The sequence below is a fragment of the Pseudomonas sp. AB6 genome, from assembly GCF_034314105.1.
Classification (GTDB): domain Bacteria; phylum Pseudomonadota; class Gammaproteobacteria; order Pseudomonadales; family Pseudomonadaceae; genus Aquipseudomonas.
Genome location: NZ_JAVIWJ010000001.1, coordinates 613214 through 628532 on the forward strand (window position 1 = coordinate 613214; position 15319 = coordinate 628532).

Genomic DNA, 15319 nt, shown 5'->3' on the forward strand with positions numbered 1-15319 from the left:
CTTCTGAGTTTCAATAGAGATGTGATAAGCCTGAGCGGCGCTACGGGCGTCTTGCTCGTGTTTTACAACTCGGTCGGTGATGTCAGATGCAAACTTGACCACTTTGTTCAGATTGCCGCGGGCGTCATATACCGGGTTATAGCTAGCTTCCAGCCAAACGGTCTGACCATGTTTGTCCATGCGCTTGAACTGTCCGCTGAAAAATTCACCTTTGTTCAGCCTGCGCCAGAATTCTTCGTAGTCGGTTGAGTTGATGACCTCGGGTGGGCAGAACATCCGGTGGTGTTTGCCTTTTAATTCGCTGAGGCTATAGCCCATCCGCTTCAGGAAGTTTTCGTTAGCGGTCAAAATTTGTCCACTGGGCTCGAACTCAATCTCAACCATCGCGCGATCGAAAGCCTGAAGTTTGTTTTTTGTTTCGTTTTCGGTTTGAATTTTCTCAGTTACATCCATGGCGTACTTGACGATTTTAACCACTTTGCCGGATGCATCCTTAACGGGACTATAGCTCGCTTCAAGCCAGACCGGCTCGCCGTCACCCGCAACCCGAAGGAAGGTCGACGTCACGAAATCACCGGCCCTTAAACGCGCCCACAGTTGAGCATAGTCACTGCTACGCACATATTCAGGTGTGCAGAAATGCCGATGTTCTTTACCGATCAGATCCTCTTTACGATAGCGCATGGTGTTTAAAAAGTTTTCATTGGCGCTCAAGACAACGCCATTTAAGTCGAACTCAATACTTGCCATAGAACGATCGATGGCTTGTAACAAACTCGTCTGTTGAGCAATGACATGCTGCAGATCCTGTATAACTTTTTTATGCGCGTTGAATAGCATGCTGAACTCGACTCAGGAAAACGGTAGGGAGGTAACAAGTTCCTGGTACATGGTCAACCGGGCGGAGTGCGGCCTACTGCGTTGCCTGTCGCAAGAAAGCTATCATACGTGCGGTTCTACAAAAATCGCCATAATTAGTTGTACAAAAAAACAACTCTGTACAACTGAATATGCGTTTGAATAGTTTTCTAATGTTTGGAATAGGTTGAGTGCCGCGTACGGGTGTAATTAATCATCAAACCCAACCTGCTCGTGTATTTGATCAACCTTCAACTCCAGTCGATAGGCGACCGCTATGAATAATGCCTGACACAAGCACAGCGTTGCACTGAGCGAGCGGAATGCAAAGGAACTGCCTTCGTTAACCAGTAACACTGCGTTGGCGCGTTTGGCCAACGGCGAGAGGTTGCTGTCTGTAATGATCAAGGTCTTGGCCTGATTGTGTTGAGCGATTCGCAAGCAATGCTGTGTTTCTTTGCCGTATGGGGTAAAGCTAATGGCGATTACCAAATCGTTGGCGCGTACGCTGCGCATCTGTTCGCGGTAGCTGCCACCTAGACCGGAAATCAGATGGATGCGTTTGTTGGTGTGTTGCAGGTTGTACACCAAGTAGTCGGCCACCGCGAAAGAGCGGCGCACCCCAACCACGTAAATATTGTCAGCGTTAACGACTAAATCTACCGCTGTGTCGAACACCACGTCGTCCAACTCGGCACCCAACCGTTCCAACCCGGACAGCGTCGCATTCACGCACTCGCGCGCAAGATCTCCACCGCTGGCTTTTTGCGACTTATTGGCGATCATGTTGCGGATTCGCTGTTGGTAGTTTTGAGCAGGCGTGGTTTTGTGGGTGTAGGCCTCACGAAACAACGCTTGCATTTCGCTGAAGCCACTGAAGCTAAAGCGTTGGGAGAACCGCACGATGGCTGATGGATGAACTTCGCATTCACGGGCAATATCGCTGATCCGGTCAACCATGATCCGGTCGCTTTGCTGAGTCATATAGGTCGCGATACGTTTGAGCTGACGCGGCAAGCTCTCGTATTCGGTGGTGATCAGCTTGAGCAGGCTTTCGGCATTCAAAGGCGTATCGGCACTGGTTACTGTCTGCTGATCGATGCTGGACATACGGTGGTTCCTTCTCAGACTTGTTCTTATAAGGCGCGGCCGGACAGGCGAGGCGCCCATGCCCCTGACAATGGACGGCTTAGTTTACAGGGCTGGCTATTTATAGCCTCGCCTCTTTAGGACCATGTGCTGTTCCATTACACATTAATGGAAAAAATATTCCACATAAATAATTTATAGAATAAATATTGATTGACGCCACGAGACGTTCTAGTCTGCATCTACCCAAAGCGATGCGTGCGCCCTCGCGTGAATCGCAGGCTGATAAAAATAATAGGAGCCAGCATGGTTCAGACACGTTTTTCCACTGGTCGTCCTTTGGATCTGATCTGCCTCGGACGTCTCGGCGTTGATCTATACGCGCAGCAGGTCGGTGCGCGACTTGAAGACGTCAGCAGCTTCGCCAAATACCTCGGCGGCTCTTCCGCAAACATAGCCTTTGGCACCGCCCGCCTGGGTCTCAAGTCGGCGATGCTCAGCCGGGTCGGTGATGACCACATGGGGCGCTTTCTGATCGAGTCATTGGTGCGTGAAGGCTGCGACGTCAGCGGCATAAAAACCGACCCGGAACGACTTACTGCCATGGTGTTGCTGGGCCTCAAGGACCGCGAAACATTTCCGTTAGTGTTCTACCGTGAAAACTGCGCCGACATGGCGCTGCGTAGTGAAGACATTAGCGAAGCCTATATTGCCTCCAGCAAAGCCCTGCTGATTACCGGTACACATTTTTCGACCGAACCCGTGTTCAAGGCCAGCAGCCAGGCGCTGGACTATGCGGAAAAACACAACGTCAAACGTATCCTCGATATCGACTACCGACCGGTGTTGTGGGGGTTGGCGAGCAAGTCTGATGGCGAGACCCGCTTTGTTGCCGACCAAAAAGTCAGCCAGCACGTGCAGCGTATATTGCCGCGCTTCGACCTGATCGTCGGCACTGAAGAAGAGTTTCTGATCGCAGGCGGTGGCACAGACCTGCTCAGCGCATTGCGCAAAGTGCGTGACCTGACCGCCGCAACCTTGGTGGTGAAACTGGGCCCGCAGGGTTGTACCGTGATTCACGGGGCGATTCCTGATCGTTTGGAGCACGGCGACATTTACCCCGGTGTTCGGGTCGAAGTCTTGAACGTATTGGGCGCAGGTGATGCGTTCATGTCGGGTTTTCTCATGGGCTGGCTGGACGAGGCTAGCGATCAACGCTGCTGCCAATTAGCCAATGCCTGCGGTGGGCTGGTGGTATCGCGCCACGCTTGTGCGCCGGCCATGCCGACCCTGGCGGAACTGGATTACCTATTTAACAGCAAGGAGCCAATCACGCGCCCGGATCAAGACGCCGTGCTGCAACGACTGCATCAGGTCAGCGTGCCGCGCAAGCAATGGAAGCCACTGTTTATTTTCGCCTTCGACCATCGAGGACAACTGGTGGAACTGGCGCAGAAAGCCGGACGGGATCTGGACAGCATTGCTCAGCTCAAGCAGTTGTTTATTCAGGCGGTAGAGCGGGTTGAAGTGGATTTGCGCCAGCGGAGGATCGACGCCGACGTTGGGTTGCTGGCTGATCAGCGCTTCGGTCAAGATTCACTCAACAGCGCCACCGGGCGCGGCTGGTGGATTGCTCGTCCGGTGGAAGTGCAGGGCTCGCGACCGCTGGCGTTTGAACACGGCCGTTCCATCGGCAGCAATTTGCTGGCCTGGCCTAAGGAACAGATCATCAAATGCCTGGTGCAATTTCATCCCGACGATGAGCCGTTGCTACGTTTGGAGCAAGAAGCCCAACTCATGGGCTTGTACCGCGCTGCGCAAACCAGCGGTCATGAATTGTTGCTGGAAGTCATCCCGCCAAAGGATCACCCCTCAACCCATCCCGATGTGCTCTATCGCGCGTTGAAACGCCTATACAACCTTGGAATTTTTCCGGACTGGTGGAAAATCGAGTCACAGACCGCCCAAGTGTGGCAACAGCTAGATGAGTTGATCAGCGAGCGCGATCCGTATTGCCGCGGCGTTGTGTTGCTGGGCCTCAATGCGCCGGCTGAAGCGCTGGCCGAAGGATTTAAACAAGCTAGCCGTAGCCGCTGTTGCCGGGGGTTTGCCGTTGGCCGGACGATTTTCCAAGAGCCCAGCCGCGCCTGGATGGCGAACGAAATCGATGACGCGACACTGATAAGCCACGTGCAACGTACGTTCACGTTCTTGATCGAATCCTGGCGCGAGGCGAGAGCCTGATGCGGTCGCGATGACTGAGCTGAGTCGTTCATCCAGCCAAAACCAGCGTTTAGTTGATACCGACATACAGGTGCACCCATGCCCACTTCGAACACCCATTCAGCGATCCGGATCGGCATTAACCCGATTTCATGGAGCAACGACGATCTACCTGCACTCGGTGGCGAAACGCCGCTGAGTACTGCCTTGAGCGAAGGCGCGGAAATAGGCTACGAAGGATTTGAGCTCAACGGCAAGTTCCCTAAAGACGCCAAAGGCGTCGGCGATGTGTTGCGTCCCTACGAACTGGCGCTGGTCTCTGGCTGGTATTCCGGTCGTTTGGCGCGGCGTTCGGTGGTTGAGGAAATCGAGGCCATTTCCTCGCATGTGCAGTTGCTTGCAGAAAACGGCGCTACGGTTTTGGTATACGGCGAAGTCGCTGACTCAATTCAAGGGCAGCGCATTCCATTGGTCGAGCGACCACGTTTTTACAGTGATCGGGCGTGGCAGGAGTACGCCGACAAGCTAACCCAGTTGGCGCGTTTCACTTTATCCCGCGGCGTACGTTTGGCCTATCACCATCACATGGGCGCTTACGTTGAATCGCCCCAGGACATCGATAAGCTGATGGCCCTGACCGGCAGCGAAGTCGGCTTGCTGTTCGATTCGGGCCATTGCTACATGGGGGGCGGCGAGCCACTGCAGGTATTGAAAAAACATATCGACCGGATTTGCCACGTGCATTTCAAAGACGTACGCAAGCCAGTGGTGCAACTGGCGCGCAACCATTTGTGGAGTTTTCCGGACTGCATCATCAACGGTACGTTCACCGTGCCGGGCGATGGCGACATTGATTTCGCTGCTTTGCTCGACGTCTTGTTGGCCGCCCACTACACCGGCTGGCTGGTGGTAGAAGCCGAGCAAGACCCGGCGGTCGCGCCCAGTTATGCCTATGCCAAAAAAGGCTGTGAGACCCTGCGCAGTTTGCTCGCCGATGCCCAACACAGGAGCGCTTGGTCATGAACCTGCTGGTGAAAAGTAACGCTGAAGGCCGCAACGTCGTTGCGCTGGCAGACGGTGCATTGGAGTACGTCGGCTTCGCCGCTTATCGTTTAAGTGTCGGTGAGAGTTTACCGGTCAGTGCCGGTGAGAAAGAACTGTGCCTGGTATTGCTTAGTGGCCGGGTTGATGTGACCGGCGAGGCGCCGGGGCAGGCCGCTTTCAAGTGGCAGAACATTGGCGATCGGCACTCGGTGTTCGAAGACAAATCCCCCTTCGCCGTGTACTTGCCGCCCCACAGTCAAGCTCAGGTGATCGCACTCAGCGCAGTACAAATTGCCGTGTGCTCCGCCGCCGGCGATGTTGCCAAGCAACTGCCGGCACGCTTGATCCGCCCTGAAAGCATGAAACGTAGCAGCCGAGGTAAAGCCGCTAATACCCGTTATGTGTGCGACATTCTTCCCGACACAGAGCCTGCGCATTCGCTGTTGGTGGTGGAAGTGCGCACGCCGTCCGGGCATTCGTCCAGCTACCCGCCACACAAGCATGACCAGGATGACTTGCCCCACGAAAGCTTTCTGGAAGAAACCTATTACCATCAGGTCAACCCGCCGCAGGGCTATGTGTTTCAGCGGGTGTACACCGACGACCGCAGCATTGATCAAACTATGGCAGTGGAGAACAACGACTTGGTCACGGTGCCCAAGGGTTATCACCCGGTCAGCGTGCCCTATGGCTACGAGTCGTATTATTTGAACGTGATGGCCGGTCCGAAACGCGCCTGGCAGTTCCACAACGATCCCCAGCACAGCTGGTTATTGGATCTTTAAACCTATTCGATAAGGAACAGCGGCATGAGCAACACTCCGATTATTGGTCACTACATCAACGGCCAAGTGCTTACCGGCTCTGCTCAACGCGAAGGCAGCGAGCGCTACAGCAATGTGTTCAATCCGGCCACCGGCAAGGTGCAAGCGCAAGTCGCGCTGGCCAGCGCGAAAACCGTGGACGAGGCCGTGGCTTCAGCGTTGGCCGCGTTTCCGGCTTGGGCTGATCAATCGTCGCTACGCCGCGCACGCGTGATGTTCAAATTCAAAGAGCTGCTGGATCAACACCATGATGAGCTGGCAGCGATCATCAGCCGCGAACACGGCAAAGTGTTTTCCGACGCCAAAGGTGAGGTCACCCGTGGTATTGAAATCGTCGAATTTGCCTGTGGTGCGCCGAGCCTGTTGAAAACCGATTACAGCGATAACATCGGTGGCGGCATCGACAACTGGAACCTGCGCCAACCCCTGGGCGTTTGCGCCGGGGTCACGCCGTTCAACTTCCCGGTCATGGTGCCGCTGTGGATGATTCCCATGGCCTTGGTCACCGGTAACACTTTTATTCTCAAGCCTTCCGAGCGCGACCCTTCGGCCAGCCTGTTTATGGCGCGTCTGCTCAGTGAAGCCGGTTTGCCAGACGGTGTATTCAACGTGGTTCAGGGCGACAAAGCGGCCGTTGATGCCTTGCTGCAACACCCCGATATCGAAGCAATTTCGTTTGTCGGTTCGACACCCATTGCCGAATACATCTACCAACAGGGTACGTCGCGGGGCAAACGTGTACAGGCCTTGGGTGGGGCCAAAAATCATATGATCGTCATGCCAGACGCCGACCTCGATCAGGCCGCCGATGCCTTGATCGGTGCTGCTTACGGCTCTGCCGGCGAGCGCTGCATGGCGATTTCCATCGCAGTGGCGGTTGGTGACGTCGGCGACCAACTGATCGAAAAACTGCTGCCGCGCATCGACCAACTCAAGGTCGGCAACGGCATGCAACGCGACATCGACATGGGTCCGTTAGTCACTGGCGAGCATAAAAGCAAAGTCTTGAGCTTCATCGATCAAGGTGTAGAGCAAGGCGCGGAACTGATCGTTGACGGCCGCAACTTCAGCGTCCCGGGTGCCGAAGAGGGCTTCTTTGTTGGCGCTACGCTGTTCGATAACGTTACCCCTGAAATGACTATTTATAAGCAGGAAATTTTCGGTCCGGTGCTGGGCATTGTTCGGGTGCCGGATTTCGCCAGCGCTGTGGCGTTGATCAACGCCCATGAGTTCGGTAATGGCGTGTCGTGTTTTACCAGCGATGGCGGTATTGCGCGTGCGTTCGCGCGCACGATCAAGGTCGGGATGGTCGGGATCAACGTACCGATTCCGGTGCCTATGGCCTGGCATTCGTTCGGCGGTTGGAAGCGTTCGCTATTCGGCGATCACCACGCCTATGGCGAAGAGGGCATCCGCTTCTACAGCCGCTACAAAAGCGTAATGCAGCGCTGGCCAGACAGCATCGTCAAAGGTCCGGAGTTTGGTATGCCCACCGCTAAATAATCTGTCGTCCGCGTTCGTTTAGGAGAATAAAAATAATGAGCCATCCCCTGCGTTTCGCTCTGAATCGTATGGTTGCGCCACGTCTTTCGCTGTCGGAATTTATTGATCTGGCAGTAACGCTGAAAGCGGATGCGATTGAACTTCGCAACGACCTTAAGGGTATCGGAATCGAGGGCGGCACCCCGCCCGATAGCATCCGCGAACAGTGCCAGACCCACGGTATTCGGGTGTTGTCGATCAATGCGTTGTACCCGTTTGATGTCTGGAACGACGAGCGTCGGACGCAGGCGCTGAAGTTGGCGACCTTCGCACGGGACTGCGGCGCCGAAGCGTTGGTCTTGTGCCCGTTCAACGGCCCCTCCGATTTACGGACTGCCGGTGAGCGAACGCTGGGACTAAGGACCGCATTAAGTGAGCTAGCACCTATTTTGCGCGAGTACGATATCTTCGGCTTCGTCGAGCCGCTGGGTTTTCCGCAATGCTCGCTGCGTCTCAAACGTCAGGCCGTGGATGCCATAACCGCTACCGGTGGGCTGGATGTGTTTCGAGTCGTGCATGACACCTTTCACCACCATCTTGCGAACGAAAAAGAGTTCTTCGCTGACCTTACCGGGTTGGTACACATCTCCGGTGTCGAAGACCGTGATGTACCGCTGGCGGGGCTTCGCGACGGGCACCGGGTGCTGGTGGGTGAGGGCGATATTCTCGGCAATTCGATGCAGATTGATCGATTGCTGCGCGATGGCTACGTGGGGCATCTGTCCTTCGAACCTTTTGCTGACAGCGTTCACGAATTGGTGGATATCACGCAGGCGGTCGCGGCGAGCATGGCCTATTTACAGGGTTGAATATGCAGGCCTTTTCGCAGGCAAGCCTGCACCCACAACGGTCAGTGTCGAGCACTCCTGTGGGACCAGGCTGGCTGGCGAAAGTCGCCCATGGAACAAAGGGAATCAAACATGAAAACAACAAAATTAACCATGGCCCAGGCGCTGGTGAGGTTCCTTGATAACCAGTACGTGGAAGTCGATGGGGTTGAGAGCAAATTCATTGCCGGTATTTTTACGATTTTCGGCCACGGCAATGTGTTGGGTATCGGCCAGGCCCTGGAGCAAGACAGCGGACAATTAATCGTTCATCAGGGCCGCAATGAACAAGGCATGTGCCACGCCGCCATTGGGTTTGCGAAACAACACCTGCGGCGCAAGATCTACGCCTGTTCGTCCTCGGTCGGGCCGGGTGCCGCGAACATGCTCACGGCTGCCGCCACCGCCACCGCCAACCGAATTCCGCTCTTGCTGCTGCCCGGCGATGTGTACGCCAGCCGACAGCCGGACCCAGTGCTGCAACAGATTGAGCAGTTTCACGACTTGAGTATCAGCACCAACGATGCATTCAAAGCCGTCAGCAAATACTGGGACCGTATTAATCGCCCAGAACAGCTGATGAGCGCCGCTATTAATGCTATGCGTGTGCTCACCGACCCGGCCGAAACCGGCGCTGTGACCTTGGCCTTGCCGCAAGACGTGCAAGCTCAAGCTTACGATTACCCCGATAGCTTCTTGCAAAAACGCGTACACCGCATTGACCGACGCCCCGCCAGCGACGCCATGCTCGGCGATGCCTTGGCATTGCTCAAAGGCAAGCGCAAGCCGTTGTTAGTGTGTGGCGGCGGGGTGCGGTATTCCGGCGCAGCGGATGCATTGCAGGCATTTGCCGAGCGCTTTGATATACCGTTTGCCGAAACCCAGGCGGGTAAAAGTGCGATTGTTTCGGCTCATCCTTTGAATATGGGTGGTTTGGGTGAAACGGGCTCACTGGCAGCCAACATGCTGGCCAAAGAAGCGGACTTGATCATCGGCGTCGGCACCCGCTATAGCGACTTCACTACTGCCTCGAAATGGCTGTTCCAAAACCCCGACGTGCAGTTCCTAAACCTCAATGTCAGCGCCTTCGACGCGCAGAAGTTGGACGGTGTGCAGGTGTTGGCAGATGCCCAATACGCGTTGCTGGCGTTGACCGATGCGCTGAGCGACAGCGGTTATCGCTCGGCGTGGGGCGATCAACCACGCCAGGCGAAGGCGCAATTTGACGCCGAAGTGGACCGTATTTACGCAATTGAATACCAAAGCCGCGATTTCATACCGGAGATTAATGACCACCTTGACCCGGCCGTGCTGCGCGAATTCATCGAACTCACCGGTTCCTGCCTGACCCAAAGCCGCGTATTGGGTTTACTCAATCAGCGGCTGCCCAGCGACGCCGTGATCGTTGCTGCTGCCGGCAGTTTGCCGGGTGATTTACAGCGCGCCTGGCGTAGCACCGGGGTTCACAGCTACCACGTCGAGTACGGTTATTCCTGCATGGGTTACGAGATCAATGCCGCGCTGGGGGTCAAGCTCGCCGAGCCGCAGCGGGAGGTTTACGCGCTGGTGGGTGATGGCTCCTACATGATGCTGCATTCAGAACTGGCGACCTCGATTCAGGAACGTTGCAAGGTCAACGTGATCCTCTTCGACAACATGACCTTCGGGTGCATCAACAACCTGCAAATGGGACACGGGATGGACAGCTTCGGCACGGAGTTTCGCTTTCGCAATCCGGAAACCGGCAAGCTTGACGGCGATTTTGTTCCGGTGGATTTTGCCATGAGCGCTGCGGCCTACGGTTGCAAGACCTACAAGGTCAATACCGTCTTCGAGCTGGAAGCCGCACTGATTGATGCACAGAAGCAAACGGTCTCGACCTTGATCGATATCAAGGTTCTACCCAAGACCATGATCCACAAATATCTGTCGTGGTGGCGAGTCGGCGTGGCGGAAGTGTCGACCAAGGGCGCTACCGCTCAGGTGTTTAAAGCGCTCAGCCAGGAACTGGCGAAAGCCCGCAAATACTGACGACTCACTCCACGATAACGACTTTGGGAGCAGTGAAATGACATTGAAATTAGGCGTGATTGGCACCGGCGCAATTGGCCAGGATCACATTCGACGGTTGAGCCAAACCTTGTTGGGCAGCCAGGTTGTGGCGCTGACCGACATCAATCTCGACCAGGCCGCCAAAGTAGCACGCGACCTAGACCTGACCGCTGAGGTCTACCCCGATGGCCACACGCTGATAAACACGCCAGAGGTGGAAGCGGTGCTGGTGACGTCATGGGGCCCGAGCCACGAAGAATTCGTGCTGGCCGCCATTGCCGCCGGTAAACCCGTGTTCTGCGAGAAACCGTTGGCCGTCACAGCAGACGGCTGCCGACGAATCGTTGACGCCGAAATCGCCTACGGCAAGCGTTTGGTCCAGGTCGGTTTCATGCGCCCGTATGACGAGGGTTATCGCGCGCTGAAGACCGTGATCGACAGCGGGCAGATCGGCGAGCCGCTGATGCTGCACTGTGCTCATCGCAACCCCACCGTGGGCGAGAATTACAAAACTGACATGGCAATCACTGACACGCTGATCCATGAAATCGACGTGCTGCGGTGGTTGCTCGACGATGATTATGTCTCGGTGCAAGTAGTGTTCCCGCGCAAATCCGGCAAAGCCTTCGCGCACCTCAAAGACCCACAGATTGTCTTGCTGGAAACCGCCAAAGGCACGCGCATTGACGTCGAAGTATTCGTTAACTGCCAGTACGGTTATGACATCCAGTGTGAAGTCGTCGGCGAGACTGGCATTGCGCGCTTGCCGGAGCCTTCACAAGTCCAACTGCGCAGCGGCGCCAAAGTGTCCAATGCCATTCTGATGGACTGGAAAGATCGCTTCATTGCGGCTTATGACGTTGAGCTGCAAGCGTTTGTTGACAGCGTCCGCGCGGGCCAGGTCGGCGGCCCGTCCGCGTGGGATGGATACGCTGCTGCAGTTACTGCCGATGCCTGTATCGAAGCACAAAAAAGTGGGGCGATTGTTCCGGTGAGCTTGCCGGCCCGGCCGGCGTTTTATGCCTGACAGTGTGTGGACAACACGGACCTGCGAAGGCCACACCACCCCATTCGAATCAGAGGACATTTCAATGCGCATTGGATTAGTGGGATATGGCAAGGGCGGGCGATATTTTCATGCGCCGCTGATTGCCAGCATGCCGGGTGCCCGTTTTATCGGCGTTGTCACTCGTTCCCCCGAACGGCGCTTGGAGCTGGCGCAGGACAATCCTGACGTCTTGGCGTTCGACACGCTGGCGGCGCTGGTGGCCAACGGCATCGATGCGGTGGTGATTTCCACGCCGCTGGCCTCCCGTCGGGCACTGATCCTCGAAGCTATCGAGCTGGGCGTGGCAGTGGTCAGCGATAAACCGTTCGCCAACGACGCTGCCCAGGCCCGGGAATTGGTTGAGGCCGCTGAGCGACGCGGTGTGATGCTAAGCGTCTATCAAAACCGTCGCTGGGATTCGGATTTCCTGACCCTACGCAAGCTGATCGACAACGGCGTGCTCGGCGACATCATGCGTTTTGAATCCAGGGTGGAGCGCTATTCACCTAAATCAGTGGGCAAGGCCAGCGGCGGCGGAATGCTTCGCGATCTAGGCAGTCACCTGGTGGATCAGGCCCTGTTGTTATTCGGTCCTGTGTCACGGGTGTACGCCGAACTGGATTTTGCGTCGGCGGACAACGAACTCGATTACGGCTTTTTTGTGTCGCTGACTCACGCAAGCGGTGTGGTTACGCACCTGTGGGGCAGTTGCTTGCAGAACTGTCCGGGGCCGCGCTTCAGGGTCAGCGGCTCAGCGGGTTGCTACAGTGTGGAAGGGTTGGACGGGCAGGAAGCGTCGTTGTTAGCCGGGCGGTCACCGAAAAGCGAAGGTGATAACTGGGGCGCTGAAGAACATCGACGCTGGGGTTGGTTCGAGCAAGGCCAGCAGCGCGAACGTATTCCTTCCGAACGCGGCTGCTGGAACGAGTTTTATCGGCAGTTGCAGGAAGCTGTTGCAGGTAAAGGCAAAAATCCGGTGGACCCGCGTGATGCGGTAGCGTGCTCAGTGGTGTTGGATGCGGCACGCTTGAGTGCGCAGTCGGGCACGGTGGTTGAGCTGTAGAAATCGCTTTTTGCAGGAGTTTTCGAAGGTGTGATTCTTCGTCAATCGCAACCTTGCGTAGCGCTTACAAATTTTGGGCATAAGCGAGCAGGGTGATAAAAATGAAAATAGAAATAAATTCTAAAACTAGTTGATATAGAAATTATTTTCCAATAAAGTCGTTCCTAGTTATCCATACAACTACAAAAACGTGGAGACAGACCGATCATGAATACCCCTATCCGTTTCACTTCACTTGCCCTGACACTCATGTTCGCCAGCGGCGTAGCCTTGGCCGATATGAAAATCGGCGTGAGCATGTCGCAGTTCGATGACACCTGGTTGACCTACCTGCGTGAAGACATGACCGCCAAAGCCAAGACCGTACCCGGCGGCGTTTCGCTGCAATTTGTCGACGGTAGAAGCGATGTGGTCCAACAGTTGACCCAAGTGCAGAACCTGATCAATCAGAAGGTAGATGCCCTGATCGTCAACCCGGTCGACACCGCTGCTACCGCCAAAATCACCCAGGCGGCCGTCGCTGCGGGTATCCCGTTGGTATACGTCAACCGCCGTCCTGATGATCTCAACCTGCCTAAAGGCGTGATTACTGTCGCCTCCAACGATGAAGAGGCCGGCAAGCTGCAAATGCAGTACCTCGCTGACAAGATGGGCGGCAAGGGCAGCATCGTGATTCTGCTGGGGGATTTGGCCAACAATTCCACCCAGAACCGTACCAAAGGTGTCAAAGAAATCCTGGCCAAGTACCCCGGTATCAAAATCGATCAGGAACAGAGCGGGACTTGGTTGCGGCAAAAGGGTATGGACTTGACCAACGACTGGATCACCCAAGGCAAGAAGTTCGATGCTGTGGTAGCTAATAACGACGAAATGGCCATCGGGGCGTCCATGGCGTTGAAGCAGGCTGGCATTGCCAAGGGTAGCGTCTTGATAGCCGGTGTCGACGGTACTCCTGATGGTCTGAATGCGGTAACCAAGGGCGACATCGCGGTGTCGGTATTCCAGGACGCCAAAGGCCAGGCAGATGGCGCTATCGACGCGGCGGTAAAAATGGCCAAGAAGGAGCCGGTTGAGCAGTCGGTCTGGGTGCCTTATCGCCTGATCACGCCAGAAAATGTTGCTTCGTTCAAATAACTGACCCCTCTTTCTAGAACAAGAACGTCGCGAGAGGAATTGTCACATGTTCACTTCTGGTACGACTTCACGTAGTGCTCCAACCGATCTGTTGGCTGGTGCGGCCGCGATCGACAGCCCATATCTGCTGGAAATTATCAACGTCAGCAAAGGCTTTCCTGGTGTGGTGGCTCTGTCTAACGTGCAACTTCGTGTGCGTCCCGGCTCGGTACTGGCCCTGATGGGCGAGAACGGTGCTGGCAAGTCCACTTTGATGAAAATCATTGCCGGTATCTACCAACCTGATGAAGGTGAGCTGCGCTTGCGCGGCAAGCCCATCAGCTTCGAGTCGCCGTTGGCGGCGCTGCAAGCCGGAATTGCGATGATCCATCAGGAACTCAATCTGATGCCCCACATGAGCATCGCCGAAAATATCTGGATCGGGCGTGAGCAGCTCAATGGCTTGCACATGGTCGATCATAAAGAAATGTTTCGTTGCACAGCGACATTGCTAGAGCGATTGCGCATTAATCTGGCGCCGCAAGACTTGGTAGGCACTCTGACCATTGCCGAGCGACAGATGGTGGAAATTGCCAAGGCAGTTTCGTATGACTCGGACATTCTGATCATGGATGAGCCGACGTCTGCCATTACTGAAAAAGAAGTTGCCCACCTGTTCTCGATCATTGCCGACCTCAAGGCGCAGGGCAAAGGCATCATTTACATCACCCATAAAATGAATGAAGTGTTCAGCATTGCCGATGAAGTGGCGGTATTTCGCGATGGCACTTATATCGGCCTGCAACGGGCCGACAGCATGGACGGTGATAGCCTCGTGTCGATGATGGTCGGCCGCGAGCTGAGCCAGCTGTTTCCTGAGCGTGAAAAACCTAAGGGTGATTTATTGCTCTCAGTCCGTGATCTACGTCTGAACGGAGTATTTGAGGGGGTTTCTTTCGATCTGCACGCGGGGGAGATCCTCGGTATTGCGGGGTTAATGGGGTCAGGGCGCACCAACATCGCCGAAACTATTTTTGGAATTACGCCCTGTGACGGCGGCAACATCCAACTCGATGGCGTGAGTGTCCGTATCACTGATCCGAACCTGGCGATCAAGAAAGGCTTTGCGCTGCTGACCGAAGATCGCAAGCTCAGCGGGCTATTTCCATGTCTGTCGGTGTTGGAAAATATGGAAATGGCAATTATCCCGCACTACGCAGCAGGTGGTTTTATTCGACAGAAGGCCTTGCGTGCCTTGTGCGAGGACATGTGCCAAAAGCTTCGGGTGAAAACCCCGTCGCTAGAGCAGTGCATCGACAACCTGTCCGGCGGTAACCAACAAAAGGCGTTGCTCGCCCGCTGGTTAATGACCAATCCAAGAATTTTGATTCTCGACGAACCCACCCGAGGCATTGACGTCGGCGCCAAGGTCGAGATCTATCGGCTGATTTCTTATCTGGCCAGCGAAGGTATGGCGGTGATCATGATCTCGTCAGAATTACCTGAGGTTCTGGGCATGAGCGACCGGGTCATGGTGATGCATGAGGGCGAGATGATGGGCATGCTCGACCGTGGTGAAGCGACCCAAGAGCGGGTGATGCACCTGGCTTCTGGCAATTCGATTCACTAGCGGGCC

At 55.5% G+C, this 15319-nt stretch carries 11 protein-coding genes and 1 pseudogene; 10 read left to right on the forward strand and 2 right to left on the reverse strand.

All coding sequences use genetic code 11. The features are described from left to right. Positions 1-78: 78 nt before the first annotated feature. Positions 79-840, reverse strand: a pseudogene (locus RGW60_RS23645) (PAS domain-containing protein); the annotation flags it as partial. 228 nt (positions 841-1068) lie between these two features. Continuing rightward, entirely contained in the window at positions 1069-1968 is a 900-nt protein-coding gene (locus RGW60_RS02855; protein WP_322201957.1) for a MurR/RpiR family transcriptional regulator, read from the reverse strand. 285 nt (positions 1969-2253) lie between these two features. Here RGW60_RS02855 and RGW60_RS02860 point away from each other — a divergent pair, with 285 nt between their 5' ends. The 10 genes from RGW60_RS02860 to RGW60_RS02905 all read left to right on the forward strand — a co-directional run bounded on the left by RGW60_RS02860 (position 2254) and on the right by RGW60_RS02905 (position 15313). After that, positions 2254-4191 (forward strand): bifunctional 5-dehydro-2-deoxygluconokinase/5-dehydro-2-deoxyphosphogluconate aldolase, encoded by a 1938-nt coding sequence (locus RGW60_RS02860; RefSeq protein WP_322201959.1) that lies wholly within the window; start codon positions 2254-2256, stop codon positions 4189-4191. 78 nt (positions 4192-4269) lie between these two features. Continuing rightward, complete coding sequence (gene iolE / locus RGW60_RS02865; protein ID WP_322201961.1) at positions 4270-5193, forward strand: myo-inosose-2 dehydratase; 924 nt, start codon at positions 4270-4272, stop codon at positions 5191-5193. Continuing rightward, positions 5190-5999 (forward strand): 5-deoxy-glucuronate isomerase, encoded by an 810-nt coding sequence (iolB, locus tag RGW60_RS02870; RefSeq protein ID WP_322201962.1) that lies wholly within the window; start codon positions 5190-5192, stop codon positions 5997-5999. Before iolE ends, iolB begins: the two co-directional genes overlap by 4 nt. Positions 6000-6023: 24 nt before the next feature. Then, positions 6024-7541 (forward strand): CoA-acylating methylmalonate-semialdehyde dehydrogenase, encoded by a 1518-nt coding sequence (locus RGW60_RS02875; protein WP_322201963.1) that lies wholly within the window; start codon positions 6024-6026, stop codon positions 7539-7541. 35 nt (positions 7542-7576) lie between these two features. Then, positions 7577-8389 (forward strand): TIM barrel protein, encoded by an 813-nt coding sequence (locus RGW60_RS02880; protein WP_322201965.1) that lies wholly within the window; start codon positions 7577-7579, stop codon positions 8387-8389. A gap of 111 nt (positions 8390-8500) precedes the next feature. After that, entirely contained in the window at positions 8501-10438 is a 1938-nt protein-coding gene (gene iolD, locus RGW60_RS02885; protein WP_322201967.1) for a 3D-(3,5/4)-trihydroxycyclohexane-1,2-dione acylhydrolase (decyclizing), read from the forward strand. A 37-nt stretch (positions 10439-10475) separates the two neighbouring features. After that, on the forward strand, positions 10476-11486 hold the full coding sequence (locus RGW60_RS02890) for a Gfo/Idh/MocA family oxidoreductase (protein ID WP_322201968.1): 1011 nt from the start codon (positions 10476-10478) through the stop codon (positions 11484-11486). A 64-nt stretch (positions 11487-11550) separates the two neighbouring features. Then, the gene (locus RGW60_RS02895; protein ID WP_322201970.1) at positions 11551-12570 is read left to right on the forward strand and encodes a Gfo/Idh/MocA family oxidoreductase; all 1020 of its coding nucleotides are present in this window, start codon (positions 11551-11553) and stop codon (positions 12568-12570) included. A 207-nt stretch (positions 12571-12777) separates the two neighbouring features. After that, complete coding sequence (locus tag RGW60_RS02900; RefSeq protein WP_322201972.1) at positions 12778-13704, forward strand: sugar ABC transporter substrate-binding protein; 927 nt, start codon at positions 12778-12780, stop codon at positions 13702-13704. A gap of 46 nt (positions 13705-13750) precedes the next feature. Next, positions 13751-15313 (forward strand): sugar ABC transporter ATP-binding protein, encoded by a 1563-nt coding sequence (locus RGW60_RS02905; RefSeq protein ID WP_322201974.1) that lies wholly within the window; start codon positions 13751-13753, stop codon positions 15311-15313. Positions 15314-15319 lie beyond the last annotated feature (6 nt).